Source organism: Paramicrobacterium humi, assembly GCF_900105715.1.
Taxonomy (GTDB): Bacteria; Actinomycetota; Actinomycetes; order Actinomycetales; family Microbacteriaceae; genus Paramicrobacterium; species Paramicrobacterium humi.
The window spans coordinates 85,440-105,276 of sequence record NZ_FNRY01000001.1 but is presented as its reverse complement, the minus strand read 5'-3'; the positions used below and the strand labels follow the sequence as shown (position 1 = coordinate 105,276).

The following is a 19,837-nucleotide window of genomic DNA, read 5'->3' as shown; positions in this document are numbered from 1 at the left end:
AAGCTGCGCGCAGGGGTGGTGCGGAAGTCAGAGGGGGAGTTCCCGATGTGGGGCGGGTCCGTGCTCAACGCTAGCAAAGTGCGAATGCGCCCGCGCCCACATGTCGGCTAGAGCCGCGTGCCCCAGATGTCGCCGCACCACACGTTCTCGTTGAACGTGCCGGTGAACGCGGAGGCGCCGGTGATCTTCTCGACGGCAGCGTGGATCGCCTCGCGGCTCGGCGCGTGGGCGTGCACGAGCGTCTTGACCATCGGCACGTCGACGAGGTGGTTCGGCTGGAACAGCGACACGAACACGGTCGGCACCTCGGTGACGTACCACGGGATCTCGGCCGCCATCGGCGTGGACCAGCGGATGCGCACTGTCGCCTCCTGCGCGAAGCCCGCGACGTTCGCGAAGATTATCGCGGCATCGTACTTCTCGGGGTATGCCTCGTTCGCCTCGTCGCCCATGACGGTGTGGAAGTAGACGTTCTCTTCGCCCTCGGCCTGGCGCTGCAGCGCGTTCTTGAACACGTGCACCTCGAAGCCCGCGCGCTCGAGCTCCTCGCGTGCGATGTCGAGATAGCCGCTCGGGTCGGTGCCCGTGAAGTCCGACTGCCCGGTGATGCCGTACAGGCGGATGCGCTTGTGCGTTTCGGGCCGCAGCGGCAGGTTGCCCTCGGTGTCCTTGATGAGCGCGACGGCGTTGTCGGAGACGGATGCCGCGATGGCGCGGTGCTCGTCGCTGCCGATCACCTCGAGCGCCTCGCGTCCGGGAACGAGGCTCTCCGGTTCCATCACGTGCAGGCCGAGCGAGGCCTTGAGGCCGAGGATGCGCTGCAGGGCCTCCTCGAGGCGTTCGGGCGTGATGACGCCGTTCTCGTAGCCCTCACGCACGTAGCGGAGGTCCTCGTCCGGGTTGCGGAAGAACAGGAACATGTCGCAGCCCGCCGCGATCGCGGCGGGAACGGCGTCGCTGCGCTTCATCGCCTGCGTCATGCCGACCATCATGGAGGCGTCGGTGAGGATGAGGCCATTGAAGCCGAGCTCGCCGCGCAGCAGGTCCTGCACCAGCTCGGGGGCGAGCGTCGCGGGCAGGATCTCAGCATCCGTCATCTCGGGCCGGAAGTGCTTCGACAGCTCGGGCGCGCCGATGTGGCCGATCATTATCGACTGCACGCCGTGCTCGATGAGCGCGCGGTAGACCGTGCCGTAGGTCTCGTTCCACTCGTCGTAGCCGAGCGTGTTGTACGTCGTGACGACGTGCTGGTCGCGCTCGTCGACGCCGTCGCCGGGGAAGTGCTTCATCGCGGCGGCCGTGTGCGACTCGCTGAGCCCGTCGAAGTACCGCTTCGCGCGCTCGATCACGATGTCGGCCGTGTTGCCGAAGGAACGCGTGCCGATGACGGTGTTGCGCCAGTTGCGGTGGATGTCGACGATGGGCGCGAACGCCCAGTTGCAGCCGAGCGCCTCGGTCTCGCGGCCGCCCACGTAGCCGAGGCGGTAGGCGTCGTCGGGGTCGGGACTCGAGCCCGCGCCGAGATGCGTCGTCACGAGGGTGCCGTCGTCGATGCTTCCGGCGCCGCCCATCTCGGGGTTCGACGCGACGAGCAGCGGGATCTTCGCCTTCGACTGGGCATAGCGGATGTGCTCCTGCACGGCAGGGGAGGGAGCCCCCATGAAACGGATGCCGCCGACGTGGTACCCGGAGACGATCCTGTCGAGATAGGCCTCGTCGAACGAGACGTTGAGGTTGATGAACAGCTGACCGAGCTTCTCGTCGAGAGTCATCGACGCGATCGTGTCGTTCACCCACGCGATCGCTGCATCGTCGAGGGAGAAGGGAGCGCGGGAAAGATCGACCATGGTACATCCTTGTGCAGTCGGGGAGTCGTCTGGCCATTCTGTGCCGCGAGACACCCTTTTGTCAACCGGTTGCCATGTGCCGGAAAGCGGTTCGCCGCAGGCTCGCCTCCTCCGAGAAGGTGACCATTGCGCGGTTTGGCAATCGGTTGCACAAACGCGGTGGTGTGTCTAGAGTGGTCGTGTTGCCTTGCCCGCGCGCAGGGTTCCCGCGGACGTGAACAATGCAAGAAGGCGGTAATTCAGACATGGCAGATCCCACAGTCACCTGGACCCTCTCAGGCTTCGGCGACGAGATCGACGAGGACCCGCGCATCCAGGTCGCCGTGCTCAAGGCGCTCGGCGCCCGGCACATCGAGGTGCGCAGTGCCTGGGGCGTCAACGTCGTCGACCTCGACGACGACCAGCTCGCCGAGCTCGCGGCGCTTCTCAAGAGCTCCGAGATGGGGGTGTCCGCCGTCGCCTCTCCCATCGGCAAGGTCGACGTCTCGCTCGACCCCGACCTCGAGGTGCAGCGCCTGAAGCGCATCATCCGCGTCACACACGCCCTCGATGCTCAGAACATCCGCATCTTCTCCTTCTTCCGCGGCGAGGGCGTCTCGGTCGAGAGCACGCGCGACGACGTCATGACGCGCATGCGCCTGCTCGCCGACGAGGCCGAGCGCGAGAACGTCACGCTCCTGCACGAGAACGAGAAGGACATCTACGGTGACACTCCCGAGCGCGTCCTCGACCTCGTCGAGACCGTCGGCTCGCCGGCGCTTCGCCTCGCCTGGGACAGCGCGAACTTCGTGCAGGTCGGCGTCGCGCACCCGCACGACGACGGCTACGCGATGCTCCGCCCCTACCTCGACTACCTGCAGGTCAAGGACGCCGTCGCCGCCACCGGCGCCGTCGTGCCCGCCGGCCAGGGCGACGGTCAAGTGCTCAAGACCATCACCGCGCTGCGCGACGACGGCTACACCGGATTCGCCTCCCTCGAGCCGCACCTCGACGAGGCCTTCACGCTCGGCGGCTTCTCCGGACCCATCGCCTTCGGCGAGGCGGCCCGGGCGTTCGCCTCGCTCACGTCGAGGATCGGCGTGGCGACGAAATGACCCGCCGCGCCGCCGTCATCGGCCTCGGTGACATCTCGGCCCTGCACCTCGACGCGATCTCGAAGCTGGCGGATGCCGAGCTCGTCGCCGTGTGCGACGTCGACGCCGCACGTCGCGCCGCGGCATCCGACCGCTGGAGCGTCCCCGCGTTCGCCGACCACCGTGAGCTCCTCGCCGAGGCGGCACCGGACGTCGTGCACGTCTGCACCCCGCACTCCACGCACGCCGAGATCGCGATCGCCGCGCTCGACGCCGGCGTGAACGTCATTCTCGAGAAGCCGGTCGCCCACGACCCCGTCGAAGCGGCAGCCGTCGTCGACGCGGCGAACCGCAGCACCGCGAAGATCGCCGTGTGCTTCCAGAACCGCTACAACACTCCGGTCGCCGCGGCGCACGAGCTCCTCGCCTCCGGAAAGCTCGGCCGCGTGCTCGGCGGCTCAGGCACCGTGATCTGGCACCGCACGCCCGAGTACTACCAGGCGGCGCCGTGGCGCGGAACCTGGCAGGGCGGCGGAGGCGGTCTGCTGATGAACCAGGCGATCCACACGCTGGACCTGCTGCAGTGGCTCGTCGGTCCCGTCGACTCCGTCGAGGGAACCGCCGCGACGCGAGCGCTGCCCATCGAGGTCGAGGACACGGCCGAGATGACGCTGCAGCACGAGAACGGCGCTCGCTCCGTGTTCTACGCGACGAACACGCACGCGACGAACGACCCCGTGAGCATCGACATCGTCACGGAGAGGGCCGAGCTCAGCATCCGCGGCGACCTCACAGTGAGCTACGCCGACGGCACCGTCGAGACGGTTACGGAAGCGCTCACGGCGACGGGGGAGCGCTCCTACTGGGGCGTCTCGCACGAGCGCCTGATCGGCGACTTCTACGCCACCCTCGACGACACCGCACCCTTCTGGATCTCACCGGCCGACGGCGCGAGCGTCGTCGAGATCATCTACGACGTCTACGCCGCCTCGTACCCCGAGCGTGTGGCGTCATTCCTTCCCGCAACGAAACGGAGCACTCCCGCATGACAGACAAGAAGGTTCGCCTCGGCATCATCGGCCTCGGTGCCGAGGGCGGCATGTACGCCGGCCTCATCGCCGACGGCAAGGTGCCGAACGTCGAGATCGGCGCGATCTGCGACATCCTCACCGAGAAGAAGGCCCGTGCCGACGAGCTCGGCGTTCCCTTCTACGAGGACTACGTCGAGATGATCGAGTCCGGCAACGTCGACGCCATCGTCACGTGCGTGCCGCACTACCTGCACCCCGAGATGGGCATCGCCGCGCTTCAGCAAGACGTGCACGCCCTCCTCGAGAAGCCCGTCGGCGTCTACACCAAGCAGGCCCGCGAGGTCATCGACTACGCCGCGACAAAGCCGGAGCTCACCTTCGGAGTGTTCTTCAACCAGCGCACCAACCCGCTCTACGTCGACTTGAGAGAGCTCATCGCCTCGGGCGAGCTCGGCGCCCTGCGGCACAGTTCGTGGATCATCACCAACTGGTGGCGCCCCCAGGGTTACTATGACCAGTCCGACTGGCGCGCCACGTGGGGTGGCGAAGGCGGCGGCGTGCTCGTCAACCAGGCTCCGCATCAACTCGACCTCTGGCAATGGCTGTGCGGTGTTCCCCAGTCCTGCTTCGCCAAGCTCGCGTTCGGCTTCCGCCGCGATATCGCCGTTGAAGATGAGGTCAACGCGATCGTCGACTTCGGCGACGGCGCGACGGGCAACTTCATGACCGCCACGCATGACCTCGTGGGTACCGACCGTCTTGAGATCCTCTTCGACAAGGGCAAGGTCGTCGTCGACAACTCCAAGACGGTCACTATCACGCGCCTGAAGGATGCCGAGCAGGAGCTGTCCAAGGGTATGTCGATGGAGGACGTGCGCAAGATGTTCATGGGACAGGCGGACACGAGCGAGCTCTACACGACCGAGGTGAAGGAATACACGTCCGTCTGGGGCTTACAGCACGCCACGGTGATGGAGAATTTCGCCGCGAACGTCCTCGATGGCACTCCGCTGATCGCTCCGGGCCCCGACGGTATCAACGGCGTGCGCCTTGCGAACGCGATGCACCTCTCGGCCTGGACCGGCGAAGAAGTCGACATGGTGAACTTCGACGAGGAGCGCTATCTCACCGAACTGAATGCGCGCATTGCGGCTGAAGGCAAGTTCCCGACTCGCTCCTGAGCGCTCGTCTGGCATATCGAGGACCCGTCACCGAGAGGTGGCGGGCCGCCGTTTTGCGTGTCGCGAAATCGAAAAGATCACAATTCTGTCAATCGGTTGCCAAACGCTCGATGGTGCTCTACGTTTGAACCTAGCAGTCGAGAGTCGAACCCCATCGGCAACCGGTTGCGCACTCAGAGTAGAGCAATCCCTCAAGGAGAAGAACAATGAAGTTTCGTCCCGTGGCGGTCCCTGTGACCGTCCTTGCAGCGGCAGCGCTCGCGCTGACCGGATGCTCTGGCGCCGGCGGCAATGCCGGCGGTGGTGGAGGCGGCGGCTCCGCCTCAGGCGGCACGCTGACTCTCGGCGTCCTGCAGAACATCAACTCGTTCGACCCTGCGCAGGCGCACCTCGGCCACCAGATGCAGATCTACCAGGCTGCATACGACACGCTTCTTCTTCGTCAGCCCGACGGCAAGCTCGCGCCGATGCTCGCGACCGACTGGAAGTACAACGACGACAACACGCAGCTGACCGTCGACCTGCGGGACGACGTGACCTTCACTGACGGTGAGAAGTTCGACGCTGACGCCGCGAAGGCGAACCTCGATCACTTCACGAAGGCGAACGGCCCCGACGCCAACCAGGGCAAGTCGATCAAGTCCGTCGACGTCGTCGACGATGACACGATCACGATCAACCTGAGCGAGCCGGACCCGGCGATGACCTACTACCTGAGCCAGGCGGCAGGCTTCATGGGCAGCCCCAAGGCGATCGGCACGGACGGCATCAAGACCGACCCGGTCGGCTCAGGTCCGTACGTTCTCGACAAGTCCGGCACCGTCAACGGCTCGCAGTTCACGTTCACGAAGAACAAGGACTACTGGAACAAGGACCTGCAGAAGTACGACAAGGTCGTCTTCAAGGTTCTGACCGACGTCACAGCCCGCGTCAACGCCATCGTCTCCGGACAGGTCGACGCTGTTCTCCTTGACCCGCAGACGAGTAAGCAGGCCGACAAGGCCGGGCTCAAGAAGACGAGCTACCCCGTCGACTGGCAGGGTCTCCTCCTCTTCGACCGAGGCGGAAAGGTCGTTCCCGAGCTCAAGGACGTTCGCGTCCGCCAGGCCATCAACTACGCCTTCGACCGCAAGACGATGCTCAAGGAGCTTGCGCTTGGCGAGGGTGAAGTGACGGCGCAGGTCTTCGGCAAGACGACCGACGCCTACATTCCGGAACTGGATGACGCCTACTCCTACGACCCCAAGAAGGCGAAGGAGCTGCTCGCGGAGGCCGGCTACAAGGACGGCTTCACGATGAACGTCCCGCTGCTTCCGGGCACCGAGAGCATCATGGCGATGGTCAAGCAGCAGCTCGGTGACGTCGGCATCACCGTCAAACTGAGCTCTGTTCCGCAGGCGAACTACGTCACAGACATCATCGCGGGCAAGTTCCCCTCCGCCTGGTTCAGCATCTTCCAGGGCGAGCCCTGGGTCGCGATCCGCCAGATGATCACCACGGACGCCGCCTACAACCCGTTCAAGACGACGGACCCTGAACTCCAGGCCGACATCGACGCCGTGCACTTCGGCGGCGAGAAGAGCGGCGAGCTCGCCAAGAAGGTCAACCAGTACGTCACTGACAACGCCTGGTTCGCACCCTTCTACCGAGTCAACCAGCTGTACTACAGCAACGACAAGAAGGTCTCGGTCGTGCCGCAGGTCCAGCAGGCCACGCCCAACCTGTACAACTACACGCCGGCGTCCTGACGCAGTCGCGGGGGAGGCTTCGGCTTCCCCCGCGATCCGGCCAGAAATTACGGATCGACTCATGCTGACCTTCATCCTCAAGCGCCTCGCCTCCGGCGTCACCGTGCTGGTCGCAATCTCCGTTGCGACATTCTTCCTCCTGTACTTCTCAAGCGCTAACATCGCCCGCAACATCCTCGGCGAATTCGCCACCCCGGACCAGGTCGCCGCCAAGGAGCACGAGCTCGGACTCGACCAGCCCATCCTCACCCGGTTCTTCGAGTGGGCAGGACAGGCGATCACCGGCAACCTCGGAACATCGTGGTTCACAAACGAACCCGTGACGACGTCCCTCTTCAACCGGCTTCCCGTCACCCTCACTCTCGTCATCGTCGCCATCATCGGCATCGCGATCCTCGCTACGCTCATCGGTGTGGCCGCGGCAGTGAAGCGCGGCTGGATCGACCGCGTCGTGCAAGTCGGCGCCGTCGTCGGCGAGGCCATCCCGAGCTTCGTGCTCGGCATCATCCTCGTCACGGTCTTCGCCATCGGCCTCGGCTGGTTCCCCGCGACGAGCAGCATCCAGCCGGGAGCGGCGGGCACGGCCTGGGTTCTCTCCCTGACGCTTCCCGCGATCGCCCTCGTCGTCAACGGGCTCACGAGCAGCGCGCAGCAGATCCGCAGCGCCGTCATCACGCAGCTCGAAAAGGACTACGTGCGAACGCTTCGCAGTCGCGGCATCCCCGAGCCCGTCATTCTGTTCAAGCACGTCCTGCGCAGCGCCGCGCCGGCCGGCCTCACCGTCCTGAGTCTGCACTTCATCGGCATGCTCGGCGGTGTCGTCATCATCGAGCAGATCTTCGCCCTCCCCGGGATGGGCGCACTCGCCGTGCAGTCCACGACGCTCGGCGACACGCCGCTCGTGATGGGCGTCGTCCTGTACACCGTCATCATTGTCATCATCGTCAACCTGCTCGTCGACCTGGCGAACGGGTGGCTCAACCCCAAGGTGCGTGTCTCATGACCGAATCGGCCATTGCAGAAGAGCCCGTCAAGATCAAAGCGTCGCAGGGCACGATCCAGCGAACGCACGTCTTCAAGCGAATCCTTCGCAATCCGATGGGCACCACTGCGCTCATCGTGCTCGGCATCATGTTCATCGTGGCAGTGCTCGCGCAGTGGATCGCCCCGTTCGACGCCAACTTCGCGACGATCACAAAGACGCTTGCCGGCCCGGATGCCGTCAACCTGCTCGGCACCGACAGTGCGGGACGTGACACGTTCAGTCGACTCGTCATCGGAACCCAGACGACGCTGCTTTCGGCGCTTCTCTGTGCCGCTGTCGCAATCGCCCTTGGGCTCCCGTCTGGACTCATCGCCGGATACTACGGCGGCTTCTTCGACTCCGTCTCCAACTGGGTGGTCAACGTCTTCATGGCGATCCCCGGCATCATCCTCCTGCTGACGATCCGCGCGGCCTTCGGGCCCTCCGTCTGGATCTCGATGATCGCGTTCGGTGTGCTCATCAGCCCCGGATACTTCCGGCTCACCCGTACTGCTGTGCAATCTGTCCGCAATGAGCTTTACGTGGACGCTGCCCGCGTGTCCGGACTGAGCGACGGACGCATCATCGCCCGCCACATCTTCTCGGTCGTGCGCGCACCGATCATCATCCAGACCGCGATCGTGTGCGGCGTGGCTATCGCCATCCAGTCCGGACTTGAATTCCTGGGACTCGGCGACCCCGCCGTGGCGACTTGGGGTGTCATGATGGCCGAGGGATTCAAGAACGTATACCTCGACCCGGCGCTGCTCGTGTGGCCAGCGGTCGCGATCGGCGTGACGATCGGCGCGCTCGTCCTGCTCGGCAACGCCGTGCGCGACGCACTCGAAGACCGCGAGAAGGTGAAGACGCCGAAGACGCGCAAGAACACCCTCACGTCGACGCGGCGAGTCAGTGTTCCCGTGCCGGAGGGCGGCAAGCACCTGGTGAAGGTCTCGAACCTCGCCGTGGGATACCCGCAGGCCGGAAACGCCATCAAAGAGGTGGTGCGCGACGTGTCGTTCACCGTCGACCGCGGCGAAGTCCTCGGGATCGTGGGTGAATCCGGATCCGGGAAGTCCCAGACCGCGTTCTCGATCCTCGGGCTGCTTCCCGCCGAGGCGCGCATCGTCTCGGGCAGCATCCAGTTCGACGGCCATTACACGATCGCTCCCGGAGAGGAGACCGTGAGCCAGTCGCGACTGTCGAAGCTGCGCGGCAATCGGATCTCCTACATTCCGCAGGAGCCGATGTCGAACCTCGACCCGGCATACACGATCGGATCGCAGCTCGTGGCTCCCATGGTGCGAGTCCTCGGCATCAGTCGAAGCGAGGCCAAGAAGCGCGCGCTCGGGCTTCTCGCCGACGTGGGCATCGTGAACCCGCAGCGCACGTTCGACGCGTACCCCCATGAAGTTTCGGGCGGCATGGCCCAGCGCGTGCTCATCGCTGGAGCGATCAGCTGCGAGCCGGACCTCATCATCGCCGACGAGCCGACTACGGCCCTCGACGTGACGGTGCAGGCCGATGTGCTCGATCTGATCCGCGACCTGCAGAAGAGGCTCGGCGTCGGCGTCATCCTCGTGACCCACAACTTCGGCGTCGTCGCCGACCTGTGCGACCGCGTCGTCGTGATGCAGAACGGGCGACTCGTCGAAGGCGGCGAGGTGCGCGAGGTGCTGCGGAACCCGAAGGACCCGTACACGATCAACCTGCTCAAGTCGATGCTCGAGGACAAGACGCCGATGACGATGCTCGTGACGCCAGAGAATGCCGCAGCGCCCGAGCATGCCGCGCCGTCTGCGGACCCCGAAGCCGTCGCCGCGCGCGAAGGAGGAAACTGACATGACTGAAGACGCGAAGACGCGACTTCTCGACGTCGACAAGCTCGTCGTCGAATATCCGAGCAAGGGCTTCCGGGCGAAGCCGTTCCGGGCGCTCACCGACATCTCGATCTCGATCGGCCAGGGCGAGACGCTCGGCCTCGTGGGGGAGTCCGGCTCGGGAAAGACGACGCTCGGTCGGGCTGTGCTGGGCCTCGCTCCCGTCACCGCGGGGACGATCACGTTCGAGGGCGACGACATCAGCCATGCCTCGCGGAAGAAGCGTCAGACGCTCAGCCGGGATCTGCAAGTCGTGTTCCAGGACCCGTACACGTCGCTCAACCCCGCGATGACAATCGGCGACATCCTCGCCGAACCGCTCGGCATACAGGGGATCAGCCAGAAGGACTCGCGGAAGAGGGTGAAGGAGCTTCTTGACCAGGTGAACCTGCCGTCCGACGCTCTCAGCCGGCAGCCGCGGGAGTTCTCGGGAGGCCAGCGACAGCGGGTGGCCATCGCCCGCGCGCTCGCGCTCTCGCCGAAGCTGATCGTGTGCGACGAGCCGGTGTCGGCTCTCGACCTGACGACGCAGGCGACGGTTCTCGACCTGTTCCTGCAGATCCAGCGCGACACCGGGGTGTCCTACCTCTTCATCTCGCACGACCTCGACGTCGTCCGGCACATCAGCCATCGCGTCGCGGTGATGTATCACGGTGAGATCGTCGAGCAGGGCCTGGCCGGGCAGATCACTCGCGACCCTCAGCACCCGTACACGCAGCGCCTGCTGCTCGCATCACCGGTGCCCGACCCTGATCGTCAGGAGAAGCGTCGGACGGAGCGCAAGCGCCTGCTCGCTGAACAGGCGGCGGCATGAACTCGGAGCCCGACGGCCCGTGCGATGCGAAGCTCCGGGCGAGGTGCCGTAGAGTCGGGCACGGAAACCGGCTCGACTTCGTCCCCCGCGCGAGCCGGGTGAAGGAGGAACACCGTGCCCAGTGACGTCTCCGGCGCCGCGCCCACACGGAAGCGGAGCCGCTCGGCCCCCACGATCTACGATGTCGCCAGGCTCGCCGGAGTCAACCCGTCGACGGTCTCCCGGGCGCTGAGCCAGCCTGGTCGCATCAACGTCAAGACCGAGGCGAAGATCCACGCGGCGGCGAAGGAGCTGAACTACCGGCTCAACCCGATGGCGCGCGCTCTTCCGACGGGGAAGACGAACACGCTCGGTCTGCTCATCGCCGACATCACCAACCCGGTGATCTTCGGCATCGTCCGTGGTGCCGAACGGGCGGCGGCCCGACACGGCTACACGCTTGTGGTCACGGAGTCGCAGGAATCGGGGGAGCGGGAGGCCACCTCGGCGGAGCGGATCCAACCCGCGGTCGACGCGCTCATCCTCGGCACTTCTCGATTGTCCGACGAGCAGATCCGCGGCCTGTCAAGCGTGAAGCCCGTCGTGGCGATTAATCGCGACATCGAAGGCGTTCCGTGCATCACGCCCAAGCTCGAACCGGGCATCGATCAGGCGCTCGCGCACCTGGAGATGCTCGGTCACAGCTCCGTCGCGTTCCTCGCGGGTCCGTCCGGGTCATGGATGAACTCGGCGCGCCGCCGTGTCCTTCAGACCGGCGCGCCGGCCCGTGGGATGACGATCTCCGAGATCGGACCGAGCCAACCGACGATCGAGGGCGGGCGCAGCACCCTCGCTCGCGTGATCGCGTCCCGCGCGACGGCGGTGATCGCGTTCAACGACCTGATGGCGATCGGGCTCCTCCAGGCGGCGGGGGAACAGGACATTCCCGTACCGGGAGCGTTCAGCATCGTCGGCTTTGACGACATCTTCGGCTCCGACTTCACGTCGCCCGCGCTCACGACGGTGCGCTCGCCGCTCGCCGACGCCGGGGAGATCGCGGTGGACCGCGCGCTCGAGCAGATCGGCTCCGAGGGCACGGGGCGCGCGCGGAAGCCCGTTGACATGCTGGAGACCGAGCTCATCATCCGGGGTTCGACGGGTGTCGCGCGGTCCTGAATCACAACGCAGAAGCGCCTCCCGCTGAACAGCGGGAGGCGCTTCTTCTGCGTGAGGTGCGACTCAGAAGAGGTCGCCGTAGCCAAGCGCGGTGAGGTTGTCGTACGACGTCTGCAGGCAGTCGAAGACGCTGCGGCCGTACAACTGGTCCTGCTCGACCAAGAGATACTCGGCGTCGCTCGCCTTGGCCTCTTCAATGATGGCGGCGAAGTCAAGGTTTCCCTCGCCCACTTCGGCGAACTGCACGACGCCCGTGAAGGCCTGCATGAAGGCGGGGAAGTCGCCCTTCTCGAGGGCGTCAAACGCGTCGTCGGGCATCCGGCCGATGCGGTAGTCCTTGAGGTGGATCATGGCGACGCGGTCGCTGTACTTGCGAATCGTCGTGACCGGGTCCTTGCCGCCGCGCTGGATCCAGTGCACGTCGAGCTCGAGGCCCATGTCCGGGGCGCGGTCGGCGATGATGTCGAGCAGCAGCTTGCCGTCGTACTTTGCGAACTCGATGTGGTGGTTGTGGTAGTAGAGACGGATGCCGTCGTCGGCGAGTCTCTTCGCGAACGCGTTGGTGTCATCGCAGAACTCGAGAACCTTGTCGAGGGATGCCATCGCGTCGAACGGGAGCATCCCGATGCGGATCATCGTCGTGTCGAGGCGCTTGCAGTCCGCGACGATCTTGTCGTAGTCCTCGGTGAGTGTGTCCATCGGAACGCCCGCTTTGCCGCGAAGCCCCGTGGAGAGCGATGCGATATCCATGCCCAGCTCGTCGCGTGCGCGAACGAGCTCGTCGACGTTCTCCGTCGTCATCGGGATCTGCGAGATCTCCACCGCGTGGTAACCGATGTCGGTCACGCGCTTGAGAGTTTCGAATGGGCCGACTTCGGCAAAGCTGTCCTTGAGCATCATCGCCTGAACGCCGATTTTCGCCACCAGGTTCTCCTTCGTTGGAATCGACGGCTGCGCGCCGTCGTCGGTGTGCGCCTTCGCGCGGAACGCCTGTAGTCTTTCATCTCACCTCGGATTTGGCAACCGGTTGTCTCGGATCGGTGCCCCACGGATCATGCACGATTCTGGTCTCGACAACGGGAATGGCAACCGCTTGCCAGTTCGCGGCATCCGTGGTTCACTTGAACTCACACAGCTACTGAGATGTCGCAAGGGTGCAGCCCCGCGATGACGCGAAGGAAGGTCTCATGCTGAAAACACAGGCAACCGCACAAGCGCGGTCCGCTGCCCAGGGAAAGCGACCCGGAAAGCTCAGCGCGCTGAGCATCGTGGGTTACGGCGCCGGCGATGCCGCGAACAACCTCGCGTTCACGACCGCGACGATGTTCCTGCTCGTCTACTACACCGATGTCGCCGGAATCTCCGCGGCCGCCGCGGGAACCCTCCTGCTCGTCGTCCGCATCTTCGACGCCTTCTCGGACGTCCTCGCCGGGCGCATCGTCGACCGCGTCTTCAGCAAGCGATTCGGAAAGTTCCGGCCGTTCATCATGTTCGGCTCCGTCCCGCTTCTCGTGCTCTCCTGCCTGACGTTCTCCGTCCCGCAGATCGGCCACAGCGGCATGCTCCTCTACGCGTACCTCACCTACGCCGCCCTCGGCCTCGCATACAGCCTCGTCAACATCCCCTACGGCTCACTCGCTGGCGCTATGACGCAGGATGCCGGCGAGCGCGCCAAGCTCGCCAGCGCCCGTTCTATCGGCGCCATGATCGTCGGCGCGGCTCTCGGGATCTTCGTCGCACCCCTCATCGTGCCCGGTGCCGACCTGCAGACGATGTTCACCTTCATGACTCTCGGCTTCGTGATCGTGGGAACCGGCCTCTACCTCTTCACCGCGTTCACCGCCAAGGAACGCGTCGTCCGTGACGTTCAGCACGTCACCATGAAGCAGAGCTTCGCGACCCTCAAGCACAACCGACCGCTGCTCATGCTGTGCCTGAGCTCGTTCGTGTTCCTGACGGGAATGCTGGCGCTCAGCACGGTGCAGCTGTACTACCTCCGCGACGTCCTCCACGCGCTCCCGCTCTACGCCGCCGTGTCGATCGCACAGATCATCATGACCTTCGGCCTCGGCGCCCTGATGCCGAAGCTCGTCCGCACCTGGGGCAAGCGCGCCGGCTACATCGCCGGCGGAGTGATCATGGCCGCCGGCGGCGCGATCATGTTCTTCACGCCGGCCAGCCTCGTCTGGCTCGGGTTCGTCGGACTCCTGCTCGCGCAGCTCGGCATCGTGCTCGTGAACATGCTGGTCTGGACGCTGGAGGCCGACACGGTCGAGTACGGAGAATGGAAGACCGGTGTGCGCTCTGAGGGCATCACGTACGCGCTCTTCTCCTTCACCCGGAAGACTGGACAGGCCGTGGGCGGCGCCCTCGCAGCGTTCGCACTCTCGTGGGGCGGCTATGCGGCCGGTGCTGCTCAGCAGACGGCGCACGCCGAGCTCGGCATCCGAGCCGGCGCCGGACTCATCCCGCTCGCCTGCTCCATCGTCGCGATCGCCATCATGATCTTCTACCCGCTTACAGACGCACGGCACCGCGAAATCGTTGCAGAGATCGAAGCGCGTCGAGAGACTGGTCAGACACCGGCAATCGACCCCGCGCTGTCCACCGCGTCGTTCCAGGCTCAGCGTCCCATCAACACCGCACCGCCGGTCGACTGACCGCCGCACTTTCCCCATCCCCGAAGATTCCCAAGGAGACTCTCTCGTGAAAATCGAAAAGGCCGAGGTCATCGTCACCAGCCCTGACCGCAACTTCGTCACGCTGAAGCTGACGACGGATGACGGGCTCACCGGTCTCGGCGACGCCACCCTCAACGGACGCGAGCTCGCGGCCGCGGCGTATCTCAAGGAGCACGTGATCCCGCTTCTGCTCGGGCAGGACGCGTCGCGGATCGAGGACACGTGGCAGTTCCTGTACCGCAGCGGGTACTGGCGTCGCGGTCCCGTGACGATGGCGTCGATCGCGGCAGTCGACATGGCCCTGTGGGACATCAAGGGCAAGGCCGCAGGAATGCCGGTGTATCAGCTGCTGGGCGGTGCGAGCCGCAACGGGCTCATGGCATATGGCCACGCGTCGGGCAAGGAGCTGCCGGAGCTGTTCGATTCCATTCGCGAGCACCAGTCGCTTGGCTACCGGTCGATCCGGGTGCAGACCGGTGTTCCGGGGCTTGAGTCGATCTACGGCATCGCCTCGAACAAGGGTCTTCCGGGCAACGAAGGCGTGCGTTACGACCACGAGCCGGCGCAGCGTGGTGCGCTGCCGTCGCAGGAGGACTGGGACACACGCTCGTACCTGCGTCACGTTCCGACGGTGTTCGAGGCGGTGCGCAACGAGTTCGGTCCCGAGCTTCCGCTGCTGCACGACGGCCACCACCGGATGACACCGTTGCAGGCGGCGAAGCTCGGCAAGTCGCTTGAGCCGTATGACCTGTTCTGGCTCGAGGACTGCACTCCGGCTGAGAACCAGGAGGCGCTGCGCCTCGTGCGTCAGCACACCACGACGCCGCTCGCGATCGGCGAGGTGTTCAACACGGTCTGGGACTTCCAGGGGCTCATCAAGGAGCAGCTCATCGACTACGTGCGTGCGGCCTCGACCCACTTCGGCGGTATCACCCCGTTGAAGAAGGTCATGGACTACGCGGCGATGTACCAGATCAAGTCCGGTTTCCACGGTCCGACGGACATTTCGCCGGTCGGTTTCGCCGCTCAGCTGCACGTGGGCCTCGCGATTCACAACTACGGTATTCAGGAGTACATGCAGCACGGCGACAAGACGAACGCCGTCTTCGACCAGTCGATGACGTTCGTCGACGGCTACCTGCACCCGGGCGACAAGCCGGGTCTGGGCGTCGAGCTCGACGCCGACGAGGCCGGCAAGTACCCGTATGAGACCGCCTACCTGCCGTACAACCGTCTCGCCGACGGCACGGTTCACGACTGGTAAGCCGAGAGAAGGACAAGACGACGATGGACGGGAACGCCGCACCGCAGGTTGTGATCATGGGGGTCTCCGGATCCGGAAAGAGCACAATCGGAGCGCTCATCGCGCGCGATTTCGGCGTTCCGTTCATCGACGGCGACTCCCTGCACTCCGCCGAGAACGTAGCGAAGATGGCGGCGGGAACGCCGCTCACCGACGACGACCGGTGGCCATGGCTCGCGGAGGTCGGCCGCGTTCTGCACGCGGCCGGCGAGAACGGCACCGGCCTCGTCGTCGCCTGCTCCGCGCTGCGCCGCTCCTACCGCGACGCCATTCTCGAGTCCGCGCCGCACGCTGTGTTCGTCCATCTCAACGGCACTCGCGAAGTCCTCGCGAGCCGCATGATGGGACGCAGCGACCACTTCATGCCCGCGACGCTGCTCGACTCGCAGCTCGCGACGCTTGAGCCTCTCGAATCCGACGAGCCGGGAGCCGTCGTCGACGTCGACCAGCCCGTGCCCGACGTGATCGCGGAGGCCCGCAGCGTGCTTCCCGACCTGCGGGAGCGCGCCTCGTCCTGACGCGACGCGCCGGCCGCGCCGCGCGGTCCGCTCCCTCCGATCCCGGTCAGGCCCCTAAACTCAGGGTGTGAGCGAGATGCCGGATGCCGCCGTGCGCCCTGTGCGCCCGACGTTCGCCGAGCCCACGACGGCCCGCCGCTGGCTGAGCGCCGGCATCGCGATCCTCGCACGGTTCGCCGGTCTCGGGCTCGTGTTCGCCGGCGGCGCGAACGTCGCCTCCGGCATCGCGACAAACGGGCTCGCCGGGCACCCCAACTGGCTGCTCATCGCGGGCGGCCTCGTTCTCCTCGCCGTCGCCGCATCGACGCTCCTGCTCTCCACCCTCGGCCTGCTGATCGTCTCGACCGTCGAGATTCTCCTCGGCTTCGTCGGACTGCTCGTCCCGTTCAGCGCGAGCATGTGGGATCTGCACCCCGCGAACTGGCTCAACCGGGCCTACGGCTTCGTTCTCCCCGGATCCGGCGATCAGGCGGCATACTCGATCGCGTCGGGCTTCCTCCTCGTGTTCGGTGCCGTCTCCCTCGCCACCGCGTTCGGGATCGGAGGCCGGCGCCGCGCCCAGGGCGGGGTCATACCGCTCTGGCGCGTCATCGCGATGGCGAGCGCCGTCGTGCTCAGCATCCCCGCCGTCGTCCTTCTCTGGATCGGCGGAAACTACCTGCTTGCCGCCTATCGGGCGTTCGTTCCGAGCACTTTCGACGTCGGACCCTTCGCGATCCTGCTCGCCGGCGTGCTGCTGTGCGGGACCGTCGCGGCGACGTGCCGCTACTCGAGCGCCGGGAGCTACGCGTTCGCGCTCTTCTGGGTGACGCTGTGGATCGCACTCGGGGCGTTCCTCTCCTCCGCGCCGCCGAGCACCGACTCGCTGCTGCCGCAATGGCTCACACGCGTCGGCGTCGCCTGGGCGCTGTGCGGGTTCAGCGCCGCGATCGCCGTGACGCTGCTCGTGGCCGGGGCGTGCGGTCGCATCCTCACGCTTGGCGCCCGGCGCAGCCCGACCATCGTCCTCGACGGCGGACGGTGACGCCGCACCGCATGCGGTAGACTTGCGGATTGAACTTCGGCGAGGGACGTTGCGGCGTCCGTAATCGACGCGGTGGATGGGCACAGGCTTTTCCTCACGCTGACATGCGTTCGAGTCGACACACAGAACCACACTGGGCCGCGTGCCCACCCAAGCTGCCGGTAGGACCGGCGAGGAGACACCATGGCTGATGAGCAGAAGCTGAGCGCTGAGACGCGCGAATCGTTCGGAAAGGGTGCGGCGCGCAAGCTCCGCGCCGCAGGCAAGATTCCTGCTGTCGTCTACGGGCACGGCGGCGAGCCGCAGCACGTGACGCTTCCCGGACACGAGACGATGCTGCTCCTGCGCCGCGCCAACGCGGTCGTCGAGCTCGACGTCGAGGGCAAGAAGCAGCTCACCCTCGTCAAGGACGTGCAGCGTGACCCGGTGACGCAGATCATCGAGCACGTCGACCTCATCGTCGTCCGCAAGGGCGAGAAGGTCGAGGTCGAGGTGCCGGTTCACCTCGAGGGCGAGTCCTTCAGCGGCACGATCGTCGTCGTCGAGATCAACACGATCCGTCTGTCGGTCGAGGCCACGAACATTCCGCAGAACGTCGTCGTGAGCATTGAGGGCGCCGAAGAGGGCACGCAGATCCTCGCGAAGAGCGTTCCGCTTCCCGCGGGTGCGACCCTCGCCGAGGACGAGGACCTGCTGCTCGCGCACATCACGGTTCCCGCCGCTCCCGAGGAGCCGGAGACCGCGGCCGCTGAGGCGGAGGCTGCAACCGAGGCCGAAGCCGCGGAGTAGAGCTCACCGGATCGGGCCTGCCAGCCGCTTCTGCGAAGCGCGCGGCAGGCCCGTTCTGCATGACGGGAGGAACGCGTGACGCAGGACACGTGGCTCGTGGTCGGCCTCGGCAACCCGGGGCCGGGCTACGCCAAGACGCGGCACAACGTGGGGCAGATGGTCGTCGACGAGCTCGCTCGCCGCATCGGCGCGAGTTTCGCGCGGCATCGCGCGCACGCGGTCGTCGCCGAAGGGCGCGTGCGCCCCGGGGCAGCGAAGCTCATCATCGCGAAGAGCCTGTCATACATGAACACGTCCGGCGGTCCCGTCGCCGCCCTGCTCGACTACTACTCGCTCGACGCCGCCCAGCTCATCGTGGTGCACGACGAACTGGACATCCCCTTCGACACCCTCAAGCTCAAGATCGGCGGCGGGCACGGCGGTCACAACGGCCTCCGCGACATCTCGAAGGCCGTGTCGCCCGATTTCGTGCGAGTGCGCGTGGGTATCGGCCGGCCCCCCGGTCGTCAGGATGCCGCCGACTTCGTTCTCAAGCCGTTCACGGGAGGCGAACGCGAGCTTCTTCCCTCGCTCCTCGCCGATGCCGCCGACGCTGTCGAATGCGTGGCCGAGGAGGGGCTGCTCGCGGCGCAGCAGAAGTTTCACGCGCCGAAGGAGTGAGGGCCCCGATTCCGGAGCCCCCACCGCTCAACCGAGTTCCGCGCTGACGTCCGTCGGCTTCGCGTAGTCCTTGGCGGGAATGTTCTGCAGCGCGTGCAGGATGTCCTCGCCGGCGCCCGACTCCTTGGCACGATCGAGGATCTCGTCCTTCGACGCCGGGTAGTCGATTCCTCCCAGGTACTTCTGCACGTCGATGGGGCTTGGCGTGTCAACCATCAGCTCATCCTTCCTTCTCTTTTTCCTTCGGGGCCGTCGGTGCCGACGGCCTCCGCCGCCTCCACGTCGCGATCGGTGATCGTCGTGGGGGCCTCGAGGTGCACGGCGCCGCTCGGCAGCAGGCCCGCACCCCCGAATCTCTCCATCACGCGCCACTGGGCGACGACGTCCTCGCCCACGTGCTGGACGGGCAACTCGCGCCAGAAGCGGAAGCCGCCGCACTCGATGAGGGCGCTGCGGCGGAACAGGCAGCATCCGCCGACCCACGCGATCTTGTACGCGCGCCAGCCGCCCTCCGCGATGTCGGCGTGCGCGGCGGCGTGAGCGAGGTTCGCCGCGTTGTGCAGCGTCCAGCGCTCGAACTCGGGGGAGTGGCGCGTGATCCTCTCCGGCACGACGTCGCCGTCCCACCACTCGAGCGGATGCTGCTCACGCGGGCGCACGTCGTCGAGGAAGGACAGTCCTTGCACGGCAGAGCCGACGAGGCCGCAGCCGAGCGAGCTGATCGCGTCGACGAGACGGGAGAGCGTTCCGGGCTCAAGCCAGATGTCGTCGTCGAGGAACAAGACGTACTCCGCCGACGACTGGTCGAGGAGAAACTGCCGCTGCTCCGCGAGACCGCGCCTCGGCAGATGACGCTTCACCGAGACCGGGCGTCCCTGCGCCTCGAGGATCCGAAGCATCGCAGCGACCGCCGCAGCGCTCTCGACGCCATCGTCCGACTGGTCGCTCACGACGACGCCGAACGGCGGATCATCCTGCGCCGCGAGTCCCGCGAGCGTCACGGCGAGCTCGGCCCGCCGGCCCACCGTGGGGATGAGGACGTCGACGAGAGGATCTGGGCCGTGAGCGTGCTCTCGCGCCCATGCCCCCGACCACCGGCGGCTCTGCAC

The 19,837-nt window shown here is 66.2% G+C and carries 18 protein-coding genes; 14 read left to right on the top strand and 4 right to left on the bottom strand.

The features are described 5' to 3' along the window. Positions 1-107: 107 nt before the first annotated feature. A complete protein-coding gene (locus tag BLV49_RS00535; protein ID WP_091178801.1) occupies positions 108-1,847 on the bottom strand; it encodes a glycoside hydrolase family 3 protein in 1,740 nt (579 codons plus the stop codon). A 245-nt stretch (positions 1,848-2,092) separates the two neighbouring features. On the opposite strand from BLV49_RS00535, the gene BLV49_RS00530 reads away from it, so the two are divergent. The 8 genes from BLV49_RS00530 (at position 2,093) to BLV49_RS00495 (ending at position 11,753) form a co-directional block, all read left to right on the top strand. Beyond that, positions 2,093-2,941, top strand: coding sequence for a sugar phosphate isomerase/epimerase family protein (locus BLV49_RS00530; protein WP_091178799.1), 849 nt, complete (start codon positions 2,093-2,095; stop codon positions 2,939-2,941). Continuing rightward, positions 2,938-3,969 carry a Gfo/Idh/MocA family protein gene (locus BLV49_RS00525; protein WP_091178797.1) on the top strand — a complete coding sequence of 344 codons (1,032 nt, stop codon included), beginning with the start codon at positions 2,938-2,940 and terminating at the stop codon, positions 3,967-3,969. Before BLV49_RS00530 ends, BLV49_RS00525 begins: the two co-directional genes overlap by 4 nt. Next, on the top strand, positions 3,966-5,132 hold the full coding sequence (locus tag BLV49_RS00520; RefSeq protein WP_091178795.1) for a Gfo/Idh/MocA family protein: 1,167 nt from the start codon (positions 3,966-3,968) through the stop codon (positions 5,130-5,132). Before BLV49_RS00525 ends, BLV49_RS00520 begins: the two co-directional genes overlap by 4 nt. Positions 5,133-5,338: 206 nt before the next feature. After that, positions 5,339-6,880 carry an ABC transporter substrate-binding protein gene (locus BLV49_RS00515; RefSeq protein WP_091178793.1) on the top strand — a complete coding sequence of 514 codons (1,542 nt, stop codon included), beginning with the start codon at positions 5,339-5,341 and terminating at the stop codon, positions 6,878-6,880. A gap of 61 nt (positions 6,881-6,941) precedes the next feature. Then, on the top strand, positions 6,942-7,883 hold the full coding sequence (locus BLV49_RS00510) for an ABC transporter permease (RefSeq protein WP_091178792.1): 942 nt from the start codon (positions 6,942-6,944) through the stop codon (positions 7,881-7,883). Next, complete coding sequence (locus tag BLV49_RS00505) at positions 7,880-9,745, top strand: dipeptide/oligopeptide/nickel ABC transporter permease/ATP-binding protein (protein ID WP_091178790.1); 1,866 nt, start codon at positions 7,880-7,882, stop codon at positions 9,743-9,745. Before BLV49_RS00510 ends, BLV49_RS00505 begins: the two co-directional genes overlap by 4 nt. Position 9,746: 1 nt before the next feature. Continuing rightward, entirely contained in the window at positions 9,747-10,598 is an 852-nt protein-coding gene (locus BLV49_RS00500) for an ATP-binding cassette domain-containing protein (protein WP_091178788.1), read from the top strand. A gap of 114 nt (positions 10,599-10,712) precedes the next feature. Next, positions 10,713-11,753 carry a LacI family DNA-binding transcriptional regulator gene (locus BLV49_RS00495; RefSeq protein WP_091178787.1) on the top strand — a complete coding sequence of 347 codons (1,041 nt, stop codon included), beginning with the start codon at positions 10,713-10,715 and terminating at the stop codon, positions 11,751-11,753. Positions 11,754-11,816: 63 nt separating this feature from the next. Here BLV49_RS00495 and BLV49_RS00490 read toward each other — a convergent pair whose 3' ends face one another. Then, on the bottom strand, positions 11,817-12,677 hold the full coding sequence (locus BLV49_RS00490) for a sugar phosphate isomerase/epimerase family protein (RefSeq protein WP_245723479.1): 861 nt from the start codon (positions 12,675-12,677) through the stop codon (positions 11,817-11,819). 263 nt (positions 12,678-12,940) lie between these two features. On the opposite strand from BLV49_RS00490, the gene uidB reads away from it, so the two are divergent. The 6 genes from uidB (at position 12,941) to pth (ending at position 18,728) form a co-directional block, all read left to right on the top strand. Then, positions 12,941-14,413 carry a glucuronide transporter gene (gene uidB / locus BLV49_RS00485; protein WP_091186515.1) on the top strand — a complete coding sequence of 491 codons (1,473 nt, stop codon included), beginning with the start codon at positions 12,941-12,943 and terminating at the stop codon, positions 14,411-14,413. Positions 14,414-14,459: 46 nt separating this feature from the next. Further along, positions 14,460-15,698: a D-mannonate dehydratase ManD gene (gene manD / locus BLV49_RS00480; RefSeq protein WP_091178785.1), complete on the top strand. Its 1,239-nt coding sequence runs from the start codon at positions 14,460-14,462 to the stop codon at positions 15,696-15,698. A gap of 23 nt (positions 15,699-15,721) precedes the next feature. After that, positions 15,722-16,255, top strand: a complete 534-nt coding sequence (locus BLV49_RS00475; protein ID WP_091178783.1) for a gluconokinase — start codon at positions 15,722-15,724, stop codon at positions 16,253-16,255. A gap of 67 nt (positions 16,256-16,322) precedes the next feature. Continuing rightward, a complete protein-coding gene (locus BLV49_RS00470; protein WP_143033915.1) occupies positions 16,323-17,279 on the top strand; it encodes a hypothetical protein in 957 nt (318 codons plus the stop codon). 183 nt (positions 17,280-17,462) lie between these two features. Next, positions 17,463-18,068, top strand: coding sequence for a 50S ribosomal protein L25/general stress protein Ctc (locus BLV49_RS00465; RefSeq protein WP_091178779.1), 606 nt, complete (start codon positions 17,463-17,465; stop codon positions 18,066-18,068). Between the two features lie 75 nt (positions 18,069-18,143). Further along, a complete protein-coding gene (gene pth, locus BLV49_RS00460; protein ID WP_091178778.1) occupies positions 18,144-18,728 on the top strand; it encodes an aminoacyl-tRNA hydrolase in 585 nt (194 codons plus the stop codon). Positions 18,729-18,755: 27 nt separating this feature from the next. Here pth and BLV49_RS00455 read toward each other — a convergent pair whose 3' ends face one another. Beyond that, complete coding sequence (locus tag BLV49_RS00455) at positions 18,756-18,944, bottom strand: DUF2795 domain-containing protein (RefSeq protein ID WP_091178776.1); 189 nt, start codon at positions 18,942-18,944, stop codon at positions 18,756-18,758. Further along, entirely contained in the window at positions 18,944-19,837 is an 894-nt protein-coding gene (locus BLV49_RS00450) for a glycosyltransferase family 2 protein (RefSeq protein ID WP_245723478.1), read from the bottom strand. Before BLV49_RS00450 ends, BLV49_RS00455 begins: the two co-directional genes overlap by 1 nt.